The sequence below is a fragment of the Agrobacterium sp. ST15.16.055 genome (genome assembly GCF_027956555.1).
Taxonomy (GTDB): domain Bacteria; phylum Pseudomonadota; class Alphaproteobacteria; order Rhizobiales; family Rhizobiaceae; genus Agrobacterium; species Agrobacterium salinitolerans.
The window spans coordinates 629,361-651,792 of record NZ_JAQKGN010000001.1 but is presented as its reverse complement, the minus strand read 5'-3'; the positions used below and the strand labels follow the sequence as shown (position 1 = coordinate 651,792).

21 protein-coding genes are annotated in these 22,432 nt (G+C 59.7%); 5 read left to right on the top strand and 16 right to left on the bottom strand.

Translation table 11 applies throughout. The features are described 5' to 3' along the window. A partial coding sequence (locus tag PL599_RS03015; RefSeq protein WP_333782293.1) for an MFS transporter occupies positions 1 to 431 on the top strand: 431 nt, incomplete at its 5' end. 99 nt (positions 432 to 530) lie between these two features. Here the strand turns inward: PL599_RS03015 and PL599_RS03010 are convergent. Both PL599_RS03010 and PL599_RS03005 read right to left on the bottom strand, forming a co-directional pair. Beyond that, entirely contained in the window at positions 531 to 1,619 is a 1,089-nt protein-coding gene (locus PL599_RS03010) for a hypothetical protein (RefSeq protein ID WP_269824037.1), read from the bottom strand. 308 nt (positions 1,620 to 1,927) lie between these two features. Then, a complete protein-coding gene (locus PL599_RS03005; RefSeq protein WP_269824038.1) occupies positions 1,928 to 3,025 on the bottom strand; it encodes a citrate synthase/methylcitrate synthase in 1,098 nt (365 codons plus the stop codon). A 116-nt stretch (positions 3,026 to 3,141) separates the two neighbouring features. On the opposite strand from PL599_RS03005, the gene PL599_RS03000 reads away from it, so the two are divergent. After that, entirely contained in the window at positions 3,142 to 4,302 is a 1,161-nt protein-coding gene (locus tag PL599_RS03000) for a citrate/2-methylcitrate synthase (protein WP_269824039.1), read from the top strand. 221 nt (positions 4,303 to 4,523) lie between these two features. Here PL599_RS03000 and PL599_RS02995 read toward each other — a convergent pair whose 3' ends face one another. Next, positions 4,524 to 5,342, bottom strand: a complete 819-nt coding sequence (locus PL599_RS02995; protein WP_077984155.1) for a helix-turn-helix transcriptional regulator — start codon at positions 5,340 to 5,342, stop codon at positions 4,524 to 4,526. A 106-nt stretch (positions 5,343 to 5,448) separates the two neighbouring features. Between PL599_RS02995 and PL599_RS02990 the strand changes: the two genes are divergently transcribed. Further along, positions 5,449 to 6,342 (top strand): SDR family oxidoreductase, encoded by an 894-nt coding sequence (locus PL599_RS02990; protein WP_271358794.1) that lies wholly within the window; start codon positions 5,449 to 5,451, stop codon positions 6,340 to 6,342. 130 nt (positions 6,343 to 6,472) lie between these two features. On the opposite strand, the gene PL599_RS02985 is transcribed toward PL599_RS02990, so the two are convergent. Both PL599_RS02985 and ampC read right to left on the bottom strand, forming a co-directional pair. Next, positions 6,473 to 7,795, bottom strand: a complete 1,323-nt coding sequence (locus PL599_RS02985) for a solute carrier family 23 protein (RefSeq protein ID WP_269824041.1) — start codon at positions 7,793 to 7,795, stop codon at positions 6,473 to 6,475. Between the two features lie 247 nt (positions 7,796 to 8,042). Next, complete coding sequence (gene ampC / locus PL599_RS02980) at positions 8,043 to 9,200, bottom strand: class C beta-lactamase (RefSeq protein ID WP_137412099.1); 1,158 nt, start codon at positions 9,198 to 9,200, stop codon at positions 8,043 to 8,045. A gap of 133 nt (positions 9,201 to 9,333) precedes the next feature. Between ampC and PL599_RS02975 the strand changes: the two genes are divergently transcribed. Further along, entirely contained in the window at positions 9,334 to 10,215 is an 882-nt protein-coding gene (locus PL599_RS02975; RefSeq protein ID WP_269824042.1) for a LysR substrate-binding domain-containing protein, read from the top strand. Positions 10,216 to 10,218: 3 nt separating this feature from the next. Here PL599_RS02975 and chrA read toward each other — a convergent pair whose 3' ends face one another. The 6 genes from chrA to PL599_RS02945 form a co-directional block, all read right to left on the bottom strand. Beyond that, positions 10,219 to 11,448 carry a chromate efflux transporter gene (gene chrA / locus PL599_RS02970; protein ID WP_269824043.1) on the bottom strand — a complete coding sequence of 410 codons (1,230 nt, stop codon included), beginning with the start codon at positions 11,446 to 11,448 and terminating at the stop codon, positions 10,219 to 10,221. Between the two features lie 165 nt (positions 11,449 to 11,613). Next, a complete protein-coding gene (locus PL599_RS02965; RefSeq protein ID WP_269824044.1) occupies positions 11,614 to 12,099 on the bottom strand; it encodes a hypothetical protein in 486 nt (161 codons plus the stop codon). A gap of 130 nt (positions 12,100 to 12,229) precedes the next feature. Continuing rightward, positions 12,230 to 12,772 carry a hypothetical protein gene (locus PL599_RS02960; RefSeq protein WP_142913929.1) on the bottom strand — a complete coding sequence of 181 codons (543 nt, stop codon included), beginning with the start codon at positions 12,770 to 12,772 and terminating at the stop codon, positions 12,230 to 12,232. 218 nt (positions 12,773 to 12,990) lie between these two features. Further along, positions 12,991 to 14,859: a tyrosyl-tRNA deacylase gene (locus tag PL599_RS02955; protein WP_271358793.1), complete on the bottom strand. Its 1,869-nt coding sequence runs from the start codon at positions 14,857 to 14,859 to the stop codon at positions 12,991 to 12,993. Between the two features lie 51 nt (positions 14,860 to 14,910). Further along, a complete protein-coding gene (locus PL599_RS02950) occupies positions 14,911 to 15,813 on the bottom strand; it encodes a hypothetical protein (RefSeq protein WP_269824046.1) in 903 nt (300 codons plus the stop codon). Between the two features lie 594 nt (positions 15,814 to 16,407). Continuing rightward, the gene (locus tag PL599_RS02945) at positions 16,408 to 16,623 is read right to left on the bottom strand and encodes a hypothetical protein (RefSeq protein WP_142913932.1); all 216 of its coding nucleotides are present in this window, start codon (positions 16,621 to 16,623) and stop codon (positions 16,408 to 16,410) included. Between the two features lie 30 nt (positions 16,624 to 16,653). Between PL599_RS02945 and PL599_RS02940 the strand changes: the two genes are divergently transcribed. Further along, entirely contained in the window at positions 16,654 to 17,280 is a 627-nt protein-coding gene (locus tag PL599_RS02940) for a hypothetical protein (RefSeq protein ID WP_142913933.1), read from the top strand. Here PL599_RS02940 and PL599_RS02935 read toward each other — a convergent pair. The 5 genes from PL599_RS02935 to PL599_RS02915 all read right to left on the bottom strand — a co-directional run bounded on the left by PL599_RS02935 (position 17,172) and on the right by PL599_RS02915 (position 22,362). Then, on the bottom strand, positions 17,172 to 17,975 hold the full coding sequence (locus tag PL599_RS02935; protein WP_269824047.1) for an aspartate/glutamate racemase family protein: 804 nt from the start codon (positions 17,973 to 17,975) through the stop codon (positions 17,172 to 17,174). The genes PL599_RS02940 and PL599_RS02935 overlap by 109 nt on opposite strands. Before the next feature lie 11 nt (positions 17,976 to 17,986). After that, positions 17,987 to 18,805 (bottom strand): ABC transporter permease, encoded by an 819-nt coding sequence (locus tag PL599_RS02930; protein WP_142913935.1) that lies wholly within the window; start codon positions 18,803 to 18,805, stop codon positions 17,987 to 17,989. A 4-nt stretch (positions 18,806 to 18,809) separates the two neighbouring features. Beyond that, positions 18,810 to 19,721, bottom strand: a complete 912-nt coding sequence (locus PL599_RS02925) for an ABC transporter permease (protein ID WP_077984166.1) — start codon at positions 19,719 to 19,721, stop codon at positions 18,810 to 18,812. A gap of 235 nt (positions 19,722 to 19,956) precedes the next feature. Continuing rightward, positions 19,957 to 21,246 carry an ABC transporter substrate-binding protein gene (locus PL599_RS02920; protein ID WP_080796270.1) on the bottom strand — a complete coding sequence of 430 codons (1,290 nt, stop codon included), beginning with the start codon at positions 21,244 to 21,246 and terminating at the stop codon, positions 19,957 to 19,959. 30 nt (positions 21,247 to 21,276) lie between these two features. Next, positions 21,277 to 22,362, bottom strand: coding sequence for an ABC transporter ATP-binding protein (locus PL599_RS02915; RefSeq protein WP_077984168.1), 1,086 nt, complete (start codon positions 22,360 to 22,362; stop codon positions 21,277 to 21,279). Positions 22,363 to 22,432 lie beyond the last annotated feature (70 nt).

Below are 22,432 nucleotides of genomic sequence, written 5' to 3'. Positions count from 1 at the left end.
CCACGCCGATTGCCCTCGCCCTGCTCGGCTTTGGCGTTGCTTCCGTGATCGGCAATGTGCTGGGGGGCCGGATGGCTGACACCAGCATCCGCCTCGCACTCATCGTAACCGCCGCCCTGATGGCATTCGCGACGATTGCCCTCGTTGTCTGGGGTGTTCACAGCGGCGCCGCATTCGCGCTCGTCGCGCTTTGGGGCCTTGCCTTCGGCATGGCGCCCGTGGTGCTGCCGACCAATCTTTCCCGCGGTGCACCCGATGCGCTGGAGGCAGCAGGCAGCCTGATGGTCGTTTCCTTTCAGGTGGCCATCAGTATCGGTGCGGTCTTCGGCGGCTATATCGTCGATTCCTACGGTGCCACTGCGCCGCTGGCGCTGACCGCGATACTGGCCGCATCCACGGTCGCTCTGGCCTTGTTGCAGCGTCGTGATTGATCCTGTCCGTGACGCCAGATGCCTAAAACGTAAGTCCTGCCCGGAATGTGGTCCGGGCAGGACTTTTTTGAACAGCCGATTTTCTTGCCGTCGCTCTGGTTACTTGCGGTAGGCTAGCCCACCCCAGATGCGGCCTTCGTCTCTGTGGCGACCGCCGTGTACTGCGCCGATATAGGCAGCCGCAGCGGAAACGAGCGCGGAAGCGGCCAGCAGGAATGCTGTCAGAATACCAGCGACGCGTGCTTTTTCTGCGGCATCCGCAGCCTTGGTCTTGGCATCGTCCAATGCCTTCTGCGCCTCAGCCTTCACGGTCTCGAGCTGCTTCTGCGCTTCATCGACCTTCTTCTGCGCTTCCGCCCTGACGGCCTGCACACGTTCAACCGTCTGGTTCACGCGCGTTTGCGCATCGGTCTGGCTGATGCTTGTGCGGGCAGCGACCTGATTGGCGAGCCATGTTTTGTCGGCATCAGATATTTCGCCTGTTGCCATCAGATTGCCGAGAATGCCGCTAATCTGGCGCTGATAGTCACTGGCGCTCTGTTCACCCGTCACAGGGGTGGCGGGCGTATCGGTCCTCAGTAGCGTATCCGTGAAATAGTCGATCGGGTTAGTTCTCAGGCCCTGCGGAAGCATCTGCTCAATGCTGGGTGCTGCAGCCTGACCGGCTCCTTGCGCCAGACCACCGGCCGCACTGCCAGCGCCGGAAATGATGCCGCCCGCCATTTGGCCAGCCCCCTGAACGGCGCCGCCGACTGCGGAACCCGTGGCCTCGACGGCGGTCTGCGCCACGCTGCCAACAGCTTTGGCGCCACCGGACAGTACGCCGAGCGCGAGAAATGCCGAGACGACCGTTCCGAGCCCCCATACGACCAGGCCATTCACACCATCGCGGACCGTCAGTTCGTTCCTGTCGGCAGCGCCGGCAGGCCGACGCATGCGGCCGGCAATATAGCCACCCAGCATGTAGGAGCCGACCATGGAAATGATGACGAAGAGCGCGGTTATGATGAGCCAGACTGTGCTGATGTCGCCGCCATCGTCGGCCGAGATCGAACTCAGGCCTAGGCCGCCCGCAAATGCGGTGAGGACTGCCATGGCGCCCGAAGAGATGACGGCACCGGCGAAGATCGCTGGCCAGTCCACATAGCTGCGGTTTGGATTCGTTTCGATACCCGTTGGATCAACCATCAGCGTAGCCCCAGCAGTGAGAGAATGAACAGGACAACGACGACGAGTCCAACTAGATAGATGATGGAATTCATGCGGTATCTCCTCCGAAAGGACGATCAATCCTCCGCGTAGCGGCGATTTTATGCAGTGAGAAACGTGAGCCGAGTGCTCCTGCACTAAACTCATCGCACCCGAAAAAGTTTCAGGACTTCTCATTGTCTCGGAAGGATTTTAACAAATTCGACCCCGAAACCGCCGTGTGAGCACGGGTGAAAGATCAGGGGATGTCCCGCCTTTCGTCACTCAATCTTTGCTGACGCAAGGCCTCACTCGGGCGATGGACCGACATAGCGGGACTGCGGACGAATGAGCCGCCCTGTCCGTTGCTGCTCCAGCACATGCGCCGTCCATCCTGCCATGCGACCTGCGGCAAAGACATTGGTAAAGCTGTCGCGTGGAAAACCCAACGCCTCCAGCACCAGCGCCGTGTAGAACTCTACATTTGTCTGCAATGGCCGAAGCGGCTTCTTTTCCTTGAGGAGCGCCAGCGCCGCCGCCTCCACTTTGCCGGCAAAGGCAATGCGGCTGGATCCATCCTTGAGAGCCGACACCGCGCCTTTCAGCACGTCGGCGCGAGGGTCACGGACACGATAGATCCGATGGCCAAAGCCCATGAGGCGCTCCCCGCGCGAAAGCGCATCCTCCAGCCATGTTTGAATGTCAGCCTCACTGCCAATCGCATCCAGCATATCAAGCACCGGACCCGGCGCCCCACCATGAAGAGGCCCCTTTAACGCACACAGCGCACCAACCACTGCTGAGAACATTCCGGCGTCTGTCGAAGCAATAATGCGGGCCGTAAAGGTCGAGGCGTTCAGTCCATGATCGGAAACCGTCGTGAGGTAAGTATCGAGTGCGCGCACCTTCTCCGGCGAAGGGTGAACGCCGGAAATCATTCGCAGAAAATCCGCTGAATGGCCGAGCGTGATATCGGGTGCAATCGGCGGAAGCCCTTGCCTGTCGCGGATGATGACCGCGGCAAAAACAGGCGCCGCCGCAACGGCCATGATGTGGTGCGCAGTCGTTTCATCATCAGGCAACGCGGACAGCAAGAAGCGCAAGCCCTCTATGGAAGAAAGATGTGACAGGTCAGGAAGCGGCTGGATCAGCTGGAAAGCCCGCTGCCGGGCAGAACCCAGCTGAGAACGAATGTCCTGCGCCGCCGCAGGCTGGGGGACTTGCTCGGCCCATAGAAGCTCCAGAACCTGTTCAAAAGACCAGCCCGCCAGGCTTGAAAGATGGTGCCCGCGAATAATCAGTTCACCAGCCGTCCCGTCCACATGGCTGAGAATGGTTTCGGCTGCGACGACATCATCGAGGCCGATCACCGACCTATTGTCACTCAAGGCTGCTATCGCGGACATGTAATTTTCCTCAATCTGAATACGAATGCGCTTGAGGATGCGGCATCGTATATATATGGTCAATATTGATTGATATAATCAATATGAGATATGGAATGCAGCCTTACGACAAGTACATGAGCGCTGACCGCGCGGCTTCCGAGCTCGGCATCAGCCGAGCAACGCTTTATGCCTATGTCAGCCGTGGCTTGATCCAGACGAGCGCAGCCGAAAGTGACCCGCGTCGCAAGCTCTACAGCACCCATGATGTCGAGGCGCTGAAGAAAAGGAAAATCGTTGGGCGACGCCCCGGACAGGTTGCCGCTTCCGCGCTTGACTGGGGGCTGCCGGTTCTCGAATCCTCTATTACGCAGATAACGGAAGGACGCCTGCGCTATCGGGGGCATGATGCGGTTGTGCTTTCACAAACCGCGACCCTGGAGGATGTGGCCTGTCTGCTGTGGGATTGCGGTGAGACTAACCCTTTCGATGACATGAAGGCCGCACCTGCCCCATGGCCACAGCCGATCCTTGATTACGTCAGCACCCTGCCGCTGACGGAGCGGTGTCAAACACTTCTCCCTCTCGTTGAAGCAGGCCGCCTAACTGCGTGGAGGCGCGAAAACAATCGTCTCTGGTCCGGCGCCGCCGTTCTGCTGCGAGCTGTCGCCAGCGCCTGCAGCCTCGGCCAGCCGGGCACGCAGCCGGTTCACCTGTTTCTCGCTGACGTCTGGAGGACGGATGCGGCAGGCGCTGATCTCATCCGCCGCGCTCTCGTGCTTCAGGCCGATCATGAGTTGAATGCCTCCGCATTCGCTGCGCGCGTTGTCGCCTCCACAGGCGCCTCGCTCGGTGCTTGTCTCAACGCAGGCCTTTCGGCGCTGAGCGGACCCATGCATGGCGGCATGACAAGTCTCGTCGAGCTCCTGTTCGATGAGCTGGAACGGCGTGATGATGTGGAACGGGTGATTGATGAACGGCTTCGACGCGGCGAAGCCATACCGGGCTTTCACCATCCGCTTTACCCGGACGGTGATCCACGGGCAGCGGGCCTCCTGCCCCATCTTCCATCGGATGCGAAGCGAGCTGAGCTTCTGCGAGTGATGAACGACACCACCGGGCAGTTGCCGACCTGCGATGTAGCGCTGGTGAGCCTGCGTCGCAATCTCGGGCTGCCGCGTGGCTCGGCCCTGGCGCTCTTCGCCATCGCACGGACCACCGGCTGGATTGCCCATGCTCTGGAACAGAAGCTGGACGATAAACTCATCCGGCCCCGCGCGCGCTATGTGGGGCAATAGGCATTGTGATTTCACAGCATGGCCGGCATTCACCTCCGGGCCTGAACGTGCAACGACTTTGGCACATGCCGTGCTACTTGATTTCGATGTGCGGCCAATGCTCGGAAATATCGCGCGGCGCTGGCCTGAATCGCTAGACTATGTTGCGGTGGATGCCGAAAACCGAATGGGAGTGAGCGCATTTGAACCGCCCCGATGGCGAATAGAACGGCGAGACGGAATCAATGAGATTTTGCAATGAACGAGCGAAACCGGTCGCTCATTTCCGGGTTGGCAGGATTATAGACCATCATGTTGAGATCCCCGCGCCCCTCCACCGCAAAGCTTGAAAACTCCAATTCAATCGTTCCGAGAACGGGATGGTGAAGGCGCTTGAGCCCTTCATGCATGCTTGTGACCTCGTTGTCGTCCCACATGGCCTTGAATTCGGCGCTGGCCGCCGAGAGCTCATCGACCAGTTGCCGGACGTCGGCGCCAGCGCCAGCGCGCGCGGCGTCCGCCCTGAATGCGCCGACGACATAACGGGCAACATTGCGCCAGTCCTCCTGCGCGGTGCGCACCCGGTCATTTGAGAAGATCAGGCGCAGAATATTGCGGTTCTCTCTCGCCAGTTTGCTGTAATCGGTAAGGATGAGGGCGGCGGCCCGGTTCCACGCCAGAACGTCCCATGTCGCCGTTCTGATGATGGCGGGGCTGAAGGGCATAGCGTCAAGCACACCCTGCAGCCGGGGCGTTATGGTCTCGGGTTGACGGTAACGTGGCTCGGGCGGATGGCCGAAGGCCAGTATATGCAGGTGGTCGCGTTCGGGATCGGTCAGCATCAATCCCTTGGCGATACGATCCAGCACATCCGCCGAGGGCGAACCGCCCCGGCCCTGCTCCAGCCAGGTATACCAGGTAGGGCTTATATTAGCGCGCTGAGCGACCTCTTCCCGACGCAGGCCCGGTGTGCGGCGGCGGCCGGTGGCAAAACCGAACGTCGCGGGATCAAGCCGCATACGGCGATCACGCAGGAAAGCACTGAGCGCATTGTCTGTCATCGCATTCCCCGGCACAGCCTGTTGAGAATTATACCATGATAAGGTCACTACTTTAACAGGACAATTCTTCATGAGATCACCTCTCCCGTCAACGCGGGAGATTTTTATGCGTGTTTTTCTAACAGGTGCGACCGGCTTCATCGGCTCGCGGATTCTTCGTGAACTGTTGGCGGACGGCCATGAGGTGGTTGGCCTCACCCGCTCGGAGGTCGGTGCAAGAGCGCTAGAGGCCGCCGGCGCCACCGCACATATTGCAACGCTTGAAGATGCGGCAGGGCTAGCGCAGGGTGCGGAAACTGCCGATGCGGTGATCCACACGGCATTCGATCACGATTTTGCGAATTTCGCCGCCAATTGCGAAAAGGATCGCCGGGTGATCGCTGCGATCGGTACCGTATTGGCTGGCTCCGACCGGCCAATGCTCATCACCTCCGCGGTCGGCATGGGCGATCCCGGCAATAGCGAACCTGCGCGGGAAGATGTGTTCGATACACATCATTTCAACCCGCGCATCGCCTCTGAACTCGCGGGACAGGAGCAATTGCAGGCTGGCGTCAATCTCGGCGTCATCAGACTTCCGCAGGTGCATGACACGGTAAAACAGGGCCTCATCTCGCCCTATATCGAGATGTCGCGAGACAAAGGCATCGTCGCCTATGTCGAGGACGGCGGCAATCGCTGGTCGGCCGGTCATGTCGATGATGTGGCGAAACTCTATGTGATGGCGCTCGCTCGAGGCGAACGCGGTGCTCGATATAATGCCGTGGCGGAAGAAGGCGTTGTGGTTCGCGATGTTGCCGGGATCGTTGCAGAGGGGCTGGGGCTACCACTGCTATCAATAGGCAAAGAAGAGGCTGCCGGCCATTTCGGCTGGTTTGCCCTGTTTGCCTCCATGGACCTCAGGGCTTCCAGCGCCCTCACACGGGAAAAGCTGGGCTGGGCGCCGAAAGGTCCGGGCCTGCTCGATGATCTCAGAGCCATGGATTATTCGGCGATCTAGGCATTGGCCGACCGGCGGCCACTAAAGTGGACGCCGGCCCCCTTGATAGGGAATGGCGAAGACAGGCAGCATGGCAGCAACGGAAAACCAATGCTGACTTTATGAATGGAAAACGTTCAGGTGACGGACATCATTTGCCCGATTTCGGTCTGCCAAGGCCAAGCAGGTGGTAAAAGGCAATCGCTCCGATTGTCGCCGTGCCGATACCATCCAGCGTGAAGCCGGCGACATTGAGCTTGAAGTTGCCAGCGCCCAGCACCAGAGCGATACCCACGGTAATGAGGTTGCGGGGTTCGGAGAAATCCACCTTGTTTTCCACCCAGATGCGCCCTGCGGTCGCCGCGATCAGACCGAAGACGACGACAGACAGGCCGCCGATGACGGGTCCCGGTATGGTCTGAATGAGCGCACCGAATTTCGGCGAGAAGCCGAGAATGATGGCGACCAGTGCAGCAACGATGAAGACGAGTGTCGAGAAAATGCGGGTTATCGCCATGACGCCCATGTTTTCGGCATAGGTCGTCATGCCGGTGCCGCCGAAAGCGCCTGAAAACATCGTCGCGATGCCGTCACCGATAAAGGCGCGGCCGAGATAACGATCGAGGTTCTGCCCGGTCATCGCGCCTATCGCCTTGATATGCCCAAGATTTTCCGCCAAGAGAATGACTACGACCGGCGCGATCAGCGCAATCGCCGATCCTGAAAACACCGGTGCGGTGAATGTCGGTAATCCGAACCACGATGCGGCCGCCACGCCGGAGAAATCGACGGGCTTGCCGAGGCCAAAGCCGTTGGCAAGCACGAGATAGGCGAGATAGGCAATCGCACCGCCGAGAAGAATGGGAAGACGGCGCGCCATGCCGGGCGCATAGACCGCAATCGCACCGACCGATGTGACCGTCAGGATTGCAATCCAGCGCGACAGCTGGTCGCCATCGGGGTTGCCCGGGCCCGAGCCAGAGGCGCTTGCGATCGCAATTGGTGCGAGGACAAGACCGATCGCCGCAACGATCGCGCCCGTCAGCACTGGCGGCATCAGCTTTTCGATCCAGTTATGACCGGCGATCATGACGATGACGCCGATCAACGCATAAAGCACCCCGGCAGCGATGATACCGCCGAGCGCCAGCGCGATATTGGGACTGACTGCCCCGGCGGCTGCCCCCGTTGCCACGAGCACCGGCCCGATGAACGCAAAGGACGAGCCGAGATAGCTTGGCACACGTCCGCCAACGGCGATGAAGAAGATCAGTGTCGAAATGCCTGAAAACAGGATCGAGACGTTCGGATCGAACCCCATGATCAGCGGAGCAAGAACCGTGGAACCGAACATCGCAACGACATGCTGAAGACCAAGCACCGCGGTCTGGCCCGCAGGCAGACGCTCATCGGGCAGGATGCGTCCTTCTGTTTTCAGTCTCCAGCGCGGAAAGTAACCACCGGTATCGCTCATATCGCCCCCCTGGCAAACAGCCGGCACGCGCCTCCCGGGGCCTTCCCGTTTCAGTTCGCAACCGCGCAAGAAAATTTGCTTTTTATGATTTGCGCCCACCGTCCGAGATCGAATCGGCAGCTGGCGCATCTTTTTCTCCGTTAACGCGATTGCCTGTCCCTGTCATCGGCTATGGGCTGTTTCCCACTGTTGCTTCCGGCGCGGAAACAATCAGCTCCCGCGCCGGTAAAAGATCGGGTGGACGGCGTTATTGCGCTTTTTCAAGCGCCGTCAGGATTTCATAGGCCGCAGAAACCCGCTCCTCATTGGGGTAGTTTTTATTGGCCAGAATGACGATGCCCAATTTCTGCTTTGGGATGAACGCCACATAAGCGCCGAAACCATTGGTGGAGCCGGTCTTGTTGATGAAGACATCCTGACGCGGTTTCATGGGCGGCGAGATTTCAGAGACCGGAACAGTCTTGAGCAGGGCGCCAGAATTCAACTCTCGCAATGTCTCCAGCTGCGCGGGATGGGCATATTGCTCCCAGACCATATCCTGCGTCATGGCGCCGACGCCGAAATATCCGGTATGGGTGTTGATGAGCGCCTGCTGGATTTTTCCGTTCAGCTTTTCCAGTCCCATATTCGCATTGACGAAGCGGATCATGTCTGCCGCTGTCGATCTGACGCCGTAGGCCTCCGAGGAGAGGACGGCCGGTGTCATGCGGGCGGGTTCGCCGGTCCGCTTGTAGCCCTGCGCGTAGTCGGCCATCTTTGCCTCGGGCACCACGGTGAAGGTGTTCTTCAGGCCCAGAGCGGGGAAGAGTGTATCTTTCATGGCGTCATCGAAGCTTTGGCCCATGGCCTTTGCCGTGATGTATCCGAGCATTCCGATGCTGGGATTGGCGTAGGTTCTGTGCGTTCCTGGCTTGTATGAGGGTTTCCAGGCCTTCAGATAGGCCAGCAACTGCTGTTCCGTCTTGACGTTATCCGGCACCTGCAACGGAAAGCCGCCGGCGGTGTGGGTGCCGAGTTGCATCAGCGTGACATCGCCGAAGGGCTTGCCCTTCATGGAGGGAAGATAATTTTCCACCTTGCTCGAGAGCGAAAGCTGGCCATTCATTTCGGCATAGGTGCTGAGGGTAACCGTGAAAGTTTTGGAAATGGAGCCGAGTTCGAAAAGCGTCTGCGCCGTCACCGGCTTGCCCGAGCTTTTGGACATGACGCCATAGGTGAAGATGTGGCTTTCACCATCGACACTGATACCAACGGCAAGGCCCGGAATGCCGTTTTTCTCCATGATCGGCTTGATCGCGGCATCCGTTATCGCTTTCAGCTTTGCCTCATCGGCGGCAAAAGCCTGTGTTAACAGGCTCGTCGAGAGCAAGGCCGCCAGTGCGACATGTCTGCTGTTGAGTTTCATCTTTCGCGTTCTCCAAAACCTAGAGTGGATTTTAGGCGTGTTTGCCATCCCCAGCGAAAGACGTTTAACCGGCCTACATTGCACGAACAAATCATGATATCTCGGAGGAGGCACAAGAAAATCTAGGTCTTGAATGGTTCGGCAATTTCTCCCCCTGAACGGCTTACGGGCTTTTGAGGCATCGGCGCGGCACCTGAGCTTCACCCGCGCGGCCATCGAATTGTGTGTGACGCAGGCGGCTGTGAGCCAGCAGGTGAAAGGGCTGGAAAAGCGGCTTGGCGTTTCGCTTTTTCAGCGGCTTCCGCGCGGCCTGAAGATTACCGCCGAAGGCGAGGCCCTGCTGCCGACGGTAACCAACTCCTTCGACCAGATGGCGACGACGCTTGACCGGATCGAGGCCGGGCAGGTGCGCGAATTGCTGTTTCTGGGTGTTGTGGGAACCTTTGCCGTGGGCTGGCTGCTGCCCCGGCTGAAGGCGTTTCAAAAGCAGCATCCCTTCATCGATATCAGGGTTTCCACCAATAATAACCGGGTTGATATGGCGGCTGAAGGGCTGGATTTCGCCATTCGTTTCGGCCAGGGATCCTGGCATGGGACGGATGCGTTCCGATTGTTCGAGGCGCCACTTTCACCGCTTTGCACGCCGAAACTGGCGGAGACACTGAAAAAGCCGGCCGATCTGATGGAAGCGACGCTGTTGCGCAGCTACCGAGCAGATGAATGGAGCAACTGGTTTGCGGCGGCCGGCGTCATACCTGCGGCACAGGTGAATGCCGGTATCGTCTTCGACACGTCTCTGGGCATGATGGAGGCCGCGCTTCAGGGGCTGGGCGTGGCGCTGGCGCCGCCATCGATGTTTTCGCGGCATCTGGCCTCCGGCGCAATCATACAGCCTTTTCCGGTTACCATTTCGCTCGGGAGCTACTGGCTGACCCGGCTGCAATCGAAACCGCCTACACCCGCCATGCAGGCCTTTTCCGACTGGATGTTCGACAGCATAGGCGCTGCGGGATAAGGCTTATGCCAGGGCGAGCAGAACGCCGCCGGCCGCGCAGAAAATCACCACGGCCCATGGCGGGGTTTTCCAGATCGTCAATAGGATGAAGCCGGTGAGCGCAAGGGTAAAATCCTTCGGCGTGAAGATCGCGCTTGTCCACACCGGATCGTAAAGTGCCGCACCGAGAATGCCGACAACGGCGGCATTTGCGCCGCGCATGGCGGCCTGCGCCAGAAGGTGTTTGCGGAACCCTTCCCAGAAGGGCAGCGCGCCGACGAGCAGCAACATGCCGGGCAGGAAGATCGCAACAAGGGCGATCGCCGCGCCTGTAACACCGTTGGGCTGCGGCCCCACCACCGCACCGAGATAGGCAGCGAAGGTGAAGAGCGGACCGGGCACGGCCTGGGTTGCGCCATAACCGGCGATGAAGGCATTTTCCGTAACCCAGCCCGTGGCGACGACTTCCGATTGCAGCAGCGGCAGCACCACATGGCCGCCGCCGAAAACCAGCGCGCCGGCGCGATAAAAGGCATCGAACAAGGAGAGGCCTTGTGAAGCCGCGACGGCCGCAAAGAGCGGCAGGAGGCCAAGAAGCAGGGCAAAGGTGGCGAGCGCAATGTATCCCGCACTTTTCGGCACCCGGAAGGCGAGATGGGTGGCCTGACGCGCGGCATCGGCACGACAGAAGACAAGCCCGGCGAGCGCGCCGACGGCAAGCGCCAGGATCTGCCCGAAGGCGCCGGCGACAAACACGACGCAGACGATGCCGGCAAGCGCGATGCTGGCCCGCTCACGATCCGGCGCAAGGCTTTTTGCCATGCCCCAGACCGCCTGCGCCACGACGGCAACGGCGACGATTTTCAGCCCATGCAGGAGGCCGGCGCCGACCGGCCCTTCGATGGAGGCGGCGACCATGGCGAAGAAAAACAGAAAAATGGCGGATGGCAGGGTAAAACCCGTCCAGGCCGCCAGCGCACCGAGCGGACCTGCCCGCCGCAGCCCGAGCGCAAACCCCACCTGGCTGGAGGCGGGACCGGGAAGAAACTGGCAGAGCGCCACGAGATCGGCATAACCGGCCTCATCGATCCATTTGCGCCGCACGACGAGCTCATCGCGAAAGTAACCGAGATGGGCGATGGGGCCGCCGAAGGAGGTGACGCCGAGCTTCAGGAATGCCGCGAAAACCTCGCCGGGCGTGCCGTGTCTCTGGCCGTGCACTTCGGTCTCTATGCTTCGCGTTGACGATTTCACCAAAGAACTCCCTGTGTGCAACGGCTAGTCGTCAACACATATCAGCCTCAAGACGGTTTCGGTATCAGATACCATTATGACAGGGATATGAAGGGGCTGGCCGCATCGACGCCGGAACGTTGCGATAACGTTCCGGCGTCGTTTGGCGATTATCCGGCGAAGGGCCTATCGCTCGGTCGGCAACAATGCGGTGAAGTGCGAAATCCAGCCATTTTCATCGGTGCCGCCGGAAAAGCCCGTCGCATCCCAGATGATGTGATGCCGGTTGCTGCCGTTATGAATAGTCACCGCGGCGGCGATGGGGGTCGGGGATCGCCACGAAAAGTTGCGGTTCGCCCCGGGCTCGAGATGGCTGAGGGATTCGAGCTGGACATCGTCGAGAAAAAGCACCGTGCTCATCTGCGTCTCATAGAGATATTCCCATCGCGCCTGCGCCAGCGCATTCGCTGCCGCAACGAGAAGATTGCTCTCGCCGACGGGATCGGCCAGGGCCGCCAGGCGCCATGCGGCGAAGATATTGGCGATATCCCCTGTACCGAGCCCAAGGCTTGAGAAGAATTCGATGGTCTGCGCATTGTTGCTGAAAGTATCATAGCCCGCTTCGCCGAAGGGCCGAATATGCTTGACGACGAAATTGCTGAGAATTGGCATGTGTATCTCCTTTTGGGACATGGGCCACCTGTTCCCGGACGTCGACGTGCAGGAGCGCATGGTGGGATTTTGTGTTATTGGGGCGCCGGATATCTCCGGCAATCGAGGGAAATGCGGTCGGCTTGCCGGCCTAACCGAAGGCGATGGCGACGCGGGCCGGCATTGCCAGAAATTCCTGCAGGCCGATGCGGGTTCTGGCGCCGCCTCGCCCTGCCGGCCATGGATCGAGAATATGAAGTTCGAGATTCTTGCCGTTCACGGTGTAGCCGTAGACGAGGTAATAGTGGTATTCCGTTCCGATCACGAAGACGCGGTTGTTATCGATCTCGTGTCTGACGGTATCGGCTGTCAGGCCATTGACGAAGTGGCCGCCCGTCGTGGTGTGATCGAAGGCGTTCCACTGGCTGGAAACCAGCTTGACGACATTGCTGTTTGCATTGGCACCGCCCTGCTCATCGATGCCGGCGGATTGATCCAGAACCTGCGCCAGCTCCCAGCGCTCCTGAACCTGCGGATCGACGCTCGCAAGCGCCTCGGTGTTGCGCCTTGCAATCTCGTATTGGGTGGCGGCGGGAAGCCCGTAATAGGCCCGCACCATCTGCTCGACGGCGGCAAAGCACCAGGCGGGGGTGTCCTGAGGCACCAAAACGGGAGGGTTATTGACTGTAGGCATGGTCTTCTCCTTTCTGAAAATGACGTGGCATGGAACGCTTCGATGGCGGCCGGATGCCTGTCGTTGATTTGGTGAATGTCGAAGTTTCGGCGGCCGTCCTGCCGGCATCTGCGCCGGCAGGACATTGCCCATGATCCCATGCCCGAGGGGGACGATTCCGGCTGAGATCATGGATGCGTTTCTGCCGAGCCGGAAAGGAACGGCAGGGTCTCAGGGGATCAGGCGGTCTTGCTCAGATCCTGACGATAGGCCTGCAACGACGCGATTTTTGCGTCCGCGGCGGCCTCGCGTTCGGCGACGATGGCCGAGAGCTTCTCCGCGACACCCGCCAGATAGGCCGGCAGATCGTCACTTTTGATATATCCGCCCTGCAACTTGTTCAGCTTCGACCATCCTTCGGCAAAGCTGCGGTTGAAGCGGTCGGAGACGATCACCACCGCGTGCCACTGGGCGGTTTGCCTGACGAAGAACTCGTCGACGGAGCGGATGAGCTGCGCGAAGCGGTTCTTTCGCAGCGTCTCCTGCCCGGCGACATTTTCAATGCCGGTGATCTGATGCTGGGCATCATCTGCGACCGCTTGCATGAAATCGGCGAAGCCCTTGAAGAAGAAGGCGATTTCTTCAACGATTTCCTTCATGCGTTTCAGCGCCGAAATGCTGACATTGAGCGATCGCACCGCAAGCTTGATCTTGTCATCCTCTGCCTGCTTTCCCTTCAGGAGGGCGTTGATCCTGATGAGTTCTGCCGCCTGGCTACGGCGCTCCTTCTCATAGGCCTCCGCCTTGTCGATCATCTGCATCTGGATTTCGCGCAGGCTGGCAGCCTGCTGCTGCTGCTCTTCGGAAAGCTTGCCCAGCCCCTTGTCCAAAGCATCGAGCGAGGCCTGCAGACTGGAAACAACCGTTTGCTGAGCGGCGATCTTTTCTTCCTGCGCCTTGAGTTCCGCGGCGCGTGCAGCCAGACGTTTATCGAGTTCGGCAAGCTCGATGGCCTTGCTCGATTTGGGGTCGGCGCTTTCCGCGTCGTCCGCAAGCTTCGCCTTGGCGTCCTCGAGCGACTTGACATCTCCCTTCAGAGCGTCGCGTTTTTCCTCGCTCTTGCGAAGCTCGGCTTTCTTTTCGGAAAGCTCGCTCTGCTTGGCGGCCGCATCGGCCTTGCTTCCGCCGCCTGACGGGGTGCGGGAGCCGCCACCCTGGCCCTGCCCGTCCGCACCCTGTCCGGCCTTGGATTGTCCCGAAAGCGCGCCGCCAACCGACGAGACCAGCATGGAGGCGGGACCGCCTGCCACCATGGCAATGGCGGGAATTGCGCTTGAAATCATCTGCGCGCCGACCCGGACGATCGACATGACAAAAGCACGCTGCTCGGCCGTATTGGCCCGCTGCTCATATTCCCGGGCCTTCTTTTCGAATGCCGAAACCTGTTCCTTGAGATCGTTGACAAGCGATTCAAGCTGTTCCCGTCGTGCGTCCGCCTCCCGGATTTCCCGTTCCATCACCGCTTTATCGGCGAGGCGTTTGCTCAAGGCCGTTTCGCTCATATCCGTGGTTTGCGCCGTGTCCCTGATGATGGCGTCGTAGGTCGCAGCGAGGGCCAGAAGCTCGTCTCGAACGCTGAGCGCCCTATCCCGGATGCCCGTTGCGAGCTTTATCAGATCGTTGGAGACGAATGCCTTGATTTCGGCCTGATCGTTTTCTTCCCTGACATCGAGCCAGTCCGGGAAAAGATCGGCGATGGACAGGCCGATACGGGTCGCCGCCGCCATCGCGTTCTTCATGACTATTTCGCTTTTCTGCTGCGACGTGATCAGCCTGTTCATGATAGCGCTGATGCGGACGCGAATATCGCCGTTTTCCTGCGGCGTGGTGTTATAGGCGATGTAAAGCAGATCGATCGCATTGTCGGTGTCGCGCTTGGCGCGCTCGACATCATAGGTTCCCTGGATCTTATCGACATAGGACCGGACAAGCGCCGTATCAGACTTGGGAAGGCTGAAATTCGGTTGCGAAACGATCGCATCGACGCCGGCGTCGATTGCGCTGTTGATCTGGGCGGTCCGGCTCTCGAAAGTCACGACATTGTTCATTTTCATGCTCCTGTTGATGGGTGGTTGCGGAGAGTCATTGGGGGTGATCGTTCACGATCCGCATTGTTTCTTCGCGTCGTCAGGCAGCCCGGCCTCGGTGGAGGAAATGAACTGCGGCACGTCTTTGGTCAGGCCGTCGATCTCGGTCGACAGCCGCGTAACCTGACGTATTTTCGCGTCGTCAGGATTGACCTCGCTCGCTTCCTTCAGGGCACTGGTGAAGTTGGCGACCTGAATGTTGAAGTCCTGAACCTTGACGTTGATGGTGGAGATCGCCGCCTTGAGCCTGGTGATCTGCTCTTCCAGAGTTTTCACCGCTTTCTGGTTTTCCGCGTCGCTCTGCTGTGCCGCCGCAAGCTGGCGGCGATTGTTTTCGAGCTGGTTGCGAACGCCTTCAAGAGCCGCCCGGGCATTGTCCAGCCGTGGCTGCGCGGTGCGGTATTCCCTCTCCGCATCATTCATCCAGCCCAGCGCCTTGACCGCCGCGTCACCGGCCTGGCAAATTCCCGGCAGGAAGAAGAGGACGCCGCTGCATATTTTTACTCGCTTGGCCTGCTCGTCCCTTTCCTTCCGGGCTTTTTCGAAGGTGGCCTGACGCGCCTTGACGTTCTCGTTTTCGGACTGAACCAGCTCCTCGTAGCCCTTCACGCTGGTTTCGGACTGCACCACCTGCCGCTCCAGTTCGATCTGCAGGTACATGGCCTGCCCCAGCGCCTTCTCGCGGTCAGCGCTGAGCTGCTGTTGCGCCGTCAGATGTTCCATCAGGCACGCGGATCGACGGCCGAGCAGCTCGCGGCTCGCTTCCGCCTGTTCCAGTTTCGACTGGAAAGCCGCCGTCTGCTCGGCGGTGAGGGTGGCCGCGTTCGCAAGGGTCGGCTGGCCCATGGACGGGATATCGAAATTCATTGCGAAGGCCGCAAGGCCTGCAAAAAAAACATGCTTAAGTTGAATCATTTCAACCTCCTCTGAAGAATCGGGGATGAATAAAGGGCATGAAGGGCTCTACGCGCCGCCCGGCATCGCTGCCGAACGCGCCAGAGACATGGCAGTAACATTCGGGTGTCATGTGGTTTCGGATGCATCTTTCACGATGTCGTCAATGCCTAAAAAGCAACCATCAAAGATTGTATTCATGGCAAATAGACAAAAGATTTCGCATCCACGACTTCACTAATTTATGCAATAAAAACAGTCGATAACTTCATTTTCAGCGTCACTCTCGCAAACCGTCTCAAAAGGGAACACATTTTAACGCGCTCCTTAACATTCAATTTATGAGAGTATTTCTTAATACCCCGCAACAGGGCCTCGGGGGAGTGCAACAAAATGCACGCATCTTCCGGAGCGGAACCTTTCGGCTGTCACCCCTGCCCCAAGCGGCCGTTGTCAGCGAACAGAACTCACGCTTTCGAATTCGCCATAAAGTAGCGAATAGCAAAAAACCACGGGAGAAAGGTATCCGGAAAAGCAGGCGCCCCAACTTCAAAGACGCACCCGGAAAGGGACTTCGCCCGACCTCGGCCGGACATGCTTCGAGAGAGGCTGGGCTTACTTGCGAACCGAATCCTGAACGACGATGCCTTCGGTGATGCCGTCGCCCATCTTTGCAGCCACATATCGACCGCCTTCAAAAAGGAGCAGCGCCTCGTCCGCGCGCTTGGAGATTTCGGCGCATTCGCCACTGTCATGTGCGCGGTGGGCATCGCATCGGTCCATGGCGGGCAATTTACGCTGGCGGCGGTGCAGGCAGTCGTCGTTCCGCACGGCTGGGCTTCCAGCCGCAGGACACGGGCGTTGATCGACTGGCTGGAGCTGGAAAATACCGCGCAGCGTCACCCGCCCGGCGACGATAACCGCGAGCGGCCATGGTCGCTAAACGGCTGGATTATTTCGGCCATCGAGACGCTTGCAAGCACCTATCGCGTCGCGGCCTCGCCGTGGCAAACCCTCCCGGCAACGGAAACGCCTGCGGAGGAAGCCATCGGAACCGGCGTGCTTGTCGACGGTGTGAGCTGGCTTCTGCGGCACGCGCAGGATTTGCCTTTTCTCTCAGAGGAAGTACGGATGTTTCTTGGGCATGCGCCGGGTTTCCTGATCTTGCTGGACCTGCTGTCCGCCGCGAAAGCGGACGCGTGCGATGCGACAGGTTGCGTGTTCTCCCGCAAGGCGACGGCGCGCGCCTATGGGGTCAGCCGCGCTCATGTCACGGCCATACTCGCCAGGGCCGAACGGTTGAAAATCTTGAAAAGAAACGGACCCAGAATAGTTCTGAGCGACCTGGCATTGCAGAACGTCCAGCGCGATCTGGCCTATCAGCTCGCCTTCGTCGTTTTATGGACGGAGGCAGTGAGAACGTCTCCACTGTCCGCGGATGCCCCCGAGAGCCTGTCCGGCTGGAATGCCTCCAGCAAGCCGCGATAGGGCTTGGCGAGCGGCGTGGCATAAGCGCCGCGCTTGGCGGTGGACAACCCCATGGACACCAGCGATTCCGCCTGCTTGACGGCCGCCGCAACGCCATCGACAACCGGCACGCCGAACTCATCGCGGAGTTCGGCGGCAAGATCCGCCATGCCGGCGCAGCCGAGCACGATCGCCTCCGCCCTGTCCTCTTTCAGGGCCAGCGCGATTTCCGCGCGCAGCCTTTCACGGGCGTTCGAGGCGGGATCTTCCAGCGACAAGACAGGAATATCGGCGGCGCGCACATTGCAGCGGGCGGACATGCCATAACGATTGACGAGATGTTCCAGCGGCAGCCGCGAGCGCTCCATCGTCGTAACGATGGTGAATTTCTGCGCGATGAAGGCGGTAGCGGAGACCGCCGCCTCGCAGATGCCGATAACCGGAATATCGGCGAGCGCGCGGGCCGCATCGAGCCCGGTATCGTCGAAACAGGCGATGATCGCGGCGTCGGCTCCAAGCGTCGGCGCCTTTGCCAGCTCCAGCAACAGGCCGGGCACGGCGAAAACCTCGTCATAATAACCTTCGATGGAGACAGGCCCCATGGAGGAGGTGACGGCCAATATGTCCGTATCGCGGCCGGCTATACGCATCGCGGCGTCGGCAATGGTCGCGGTCATGGATTGCGTGGTGTTGGGATTGATGACGAGAATGCGCATTTGACGTTTCTTTATCCGCGTGAACGGCGGCGATTGAGCGTGACGATCAGGCCGAGCGTGGCCGCGATCACCAGGAAAGAAAACAGGGTTGTGACAGCACCGAGCGCGTAAAGCACCGGCGTTGTGACATTGGTGGTCATGCCGTAGATTTCCAGCGGCAGCGTGTTGTAAGTGCCTGACGTCATCAATGTGCGGGCGAACTCGTCATAAGAAAGCGTGAAGCCGAAAAGGCCGACGCCGATCAGGCTCGGCGCGATCATCGGCAGCACCACATGGGCGAAGGTCTGCCAGGAGGAAGCGCCGAGATCCCGGGCCGCTTCCTCATAGGACGGCGAAAACCGGTTGAAGACGGCCAGCATGATGAGCACGCCGAAGGGCAGCGTCCAGGTGAGATGCGCGCCGAAAGCTGATGTATACCATGAAGGTTCCAGCCCAAGCTGCTGGAATAGAACACCAATACCAAGCGATATGATGATCGACGGCACCACGAGGCTTGCGACCGACAGATAAAATAGCGGCGTCGCGCCGATGAATTTGCGCCGGAAGGCAAGGCCCGCCAGCAGCGAGACCAGCACGGTAACGGCCATGACCATCAGGCCAAGTGCGAATGAGCGCCGGAAGGAGCCGCCGAAATCTCCGACGGCCTGCTGTTCGAAGAGATTGCCGAACCAGTGCAGCGAAACGCCGTTCAGCGGGAAAGTCAGGCCGCCATTCGGCCCCTGAAAGGCGAGGATGAGGATGGCCGACAGCGGGCCGTATAGAAACAGCACGAAGAGGACGAAAAAGAAGGCGAGGATGTAGAATTCGCGGCCGCGTTTTTCCTGATGCATGGGATCAAAGCTCCTTGCGGATATCGACGATGCGCAGGATGCCCGCGACCATCAGAAGAACGAGGATGAGCAGGATGACGGCGTTCGCCGCAGCAGCCGGATATTGCAGCAGCGACATCTGGTTCTTCATCATCAGCGCCACCGAGGCGCTCTGGCCGCCGGACATGACCTGAACCGTGGAGAAATCCGCCATGACCAGGGTCACGACGAAGATGCTGCCGATGGCCATACCGGGTTTGGCAAGAGGAATGATGACATTGGTGAGCGTCTGCCAGCCGGTCGCGCCCGCATCACGCGCCGCCTCGATCAGCGATTTATCGATACGCATCAGCGTGTTGAAAATCGGCGTGACCATGAACAGCGTATAAAGATGCACCATGGCCAGCACCACGGCGAAATCCGAATAAAGCAGCCATTCGATCGGCTCGGGAATGATGCCGGAACCCACCAATGCGCTGTTAACAAGACCGTTTCGCCCGAGAACGGGAATCCATGAAATCATGCGGATGATGTTCGAAGTCAGGAACGGCACGGTGCAGACAAGGAACAACACCATCTGCATGGTGGTGGTGCGAATGTGGAACGCAAGGAAGTACGCCACCCAGAAACCGCAGAAAAGCGTGATCGCCCAGACCATGGCGGCATACTTCAGGGTATTGAGATAGGTCTGCCAGGTGACCCAGGACCCTAACGTTTCGCTATAATTGAAGGTGACGAAATCGGGATACATCTGGGCGAAGTCGTAGTCCCAGAAGCTGACGATGGCGATCATCAGGATCGGCAGAGCCAGGAAAAAACCGAGGATCAGCAAAAGTGGCAGGGACTGAATATAGGACACAAGCTTCTGCGGCAGGGCAAAGCTGCGGGGCGGCTTGTCCTTTTTTTCACTGACGCCAATGAGTCTGACCGTCACCATGGTGAAGCCTTTCGCTGTATTTGCAGAAGCCCGGCGGCTTTCGCACCGGGTAGTGTGTCAGGCAAAGTTCTCTTCAAACGCGACGTCATCCTCGGGCTTGTCCCGAGGATCCAACCACGTTTGATGTGGTGGGTCGTTAGATCCTCGGGTCAAGCCCGAGGATGACGTCGCGTTTAGAGGCTCTGTTGCTGTCAAGACCGGCGGCCAACGCCACCGATCTTGTCTGTTTCGGGTACTAGGCAGCGATAAACTCGTTCCAGCGACGGACCATGTAGCGGTCTTCATCCATGACGGAGTTCCAGCACGCCACCTTGCCCATGCGCTCCTCGAAAGAGCCGCCATCGCGAACGGCACCGGCCTTTTCCATGACCTTGCCGTCGGGCGCGATGATGTCGCCCTCAGCCGGCTTGCCTTCGACCCAGTAACCCCACTCGTCGGCGGTCATGTGCTCCTTGGCCGTTTCCATGGCGGCGGAGTAATAACCCTGGCGGTTGAGATAAGCGCCGACCCAGCCGGAGGTGTACCAGTTGATATATTCATAGGCTGCGTCGAGCTTCGCGCCGGACAGGTGCTTGGCGAGACCCAGACCTCCGCCCCAGGAACGATAGCCCTCCTTCAGCGGCTGGTATTTGCAGGCGATACCCTTGGAGCGGACGGCGGCAACGGCCGGCGACCACATGGACTGGATGATGACTTCGCCCGAGGCCATGAGGTTGACGCTTTCGTCGAAGCTCTTCCAGAAGGCGCGGAACTGGCCGTCCTTCTTGGCCTTGATGAGGAAATCGATGGTCTTGTCGATCTCTTCCTTGGTCATGTTGCCCTTGTCGGCATATTTGATGTTGCCCATGGCTTCCATGATCATCGCCGCATCCATGATGCCGATGGAGGGGATGTTGAGAATGGAGGTCTTGCCCTTGAACTTCGGGTCCATGATATCGGCCCAGCTGGTGATATCGCGACCGACAAGATCGGGACGGATGCCGAGCGTATCGGCATTGTAGATGGTGGGAACCATGGTGAAATAATCGGTCTCGCCCTTCGCGAATGTCTTGTCGCCGGGCTTTTCGACGAAACCGACCGTGTGCGGCGCGGTACCCTGCGCGACCACGCTGTCCGGCTTCAGCTTGCCGTTTTTGAACAGCGGCACGATCTTGTCGTAATATTTCAGCTTCTTGATTTCCATCGGCTGAATGACGCCGGCCGGATAGACCTTCTTGAGGATCCAGTATTCGATATCGGCGATATCGTAGGAGTTCGGCTGGGTGACGGCGCGCTGGGCGGCGGCGTCGGAATCCGTCGCCGTCATTTCGAGCGTGATGCCGAGGTCTGCCTTGCACTTCTCGGCAATGGCATTGAGGTTGGAGACGCCGGTGCCGAACTGGCGGATAGTAATCGGGTTCTGCGCCCAGATGGTCGGGAAGCCGGTGATGAGGCCGGAGCCGATCGCCGCACCCGTGGCGGCCGCGCCCGCCTTCAGGAGGCCGCGGCGGGACAGGCCCTTCTTGCTGTTGGTGGTATCGGTCATTTCAAAGTTCTCCTCTGGTTATTTTTGGGGTCACTTCTCTACCCGGCCGAGCACGATGGCATCGGCCGCATTCCATGAAAGCGGTATGGCGTCGCCGGTCCTGACCGGATTTTCGAAGAAGGCGGCATCGCTGAGGATGACGTTGAAATCCTCGATGCCTGCGCCGGTTACGGCGATCTTCACGCTTGCGCCGCGATATTCGACGTTCGAGACGATACCGGTGAAACCGAGGCCCGGCTGTTGCGCCTCACCCACGCGCACGCGGTCGGTGCGCACGGCGATATCGACCGCGCCCTCATCCGAGGCGACGCCGCCTGCCGTGAAAGTACCGCCGCCCGCCACTTCGAGCGTGACGAGGTCTCCCGATTTTTCCCGGTAGCGCCCGGAAATGACGTTGTGGTCGCCCATGAAGCGGGCGACGAAGGCGGTGGCCGGACGCTCGAACACCTCGCGCGGCGTGGCCGCCTGTTCGATGCGGCCGTCGTTCATGACGACGACGATATCGGCAAGCGCCATGGCCTCTTCCTGGCTGTGGGTGACATGCACGAAGGTGATGCCGAGCGAGGTCTGCAGTTTCTTCAGCTCGGCGCGCATACGGATCTTGAGGAACGGGTCCAGCGCCGAAAGCGGCTCGTCCAGAAGCAGCGCCTCGGGATCGGTAATCAACGCACGCGCCAGCGCCACCCGCTGCTGCTGCCCGCCGGAAAGCTGGGCCGGACGGCGGCTGGCATAGGGTTCGAGCTGCATCAGCCGCAGCATATCGAGCGCCTTGGCCCGCCGGGTTTCCTTGTCCACACCCTTCATCTTGAGGCTGAAAGCGACATTGTCGACGAGATCGAGATGCGGAAACAGCGCGTAGGACTGGAACATCATGGCCGTACCGCGCCGGGCGGGCGGCAGATCGGTGACGACCGCATTGCCGAGCCTGATGTCACCGCTGGAGATGCTTTCGTGGCCGGCGATCATTCTGAGCGTCGAGGTCTTGCCGCAGCCCGACGGCCCAAGCAGGCAGCAATAGCTCCCGGCCGGTATTTTGAGGCTTATCGCATGCACGGCGGTGGTGTTGCCGTAAATCTTGGATACGGACGCGATGTCGATTGCTGCGGCTTTGCTCATAAACACTCTCCTGCGACGTCTTTGTCATGCAGGAGGCGTGCCAATCGGCTTAGCCTTTGATGTAAAATGA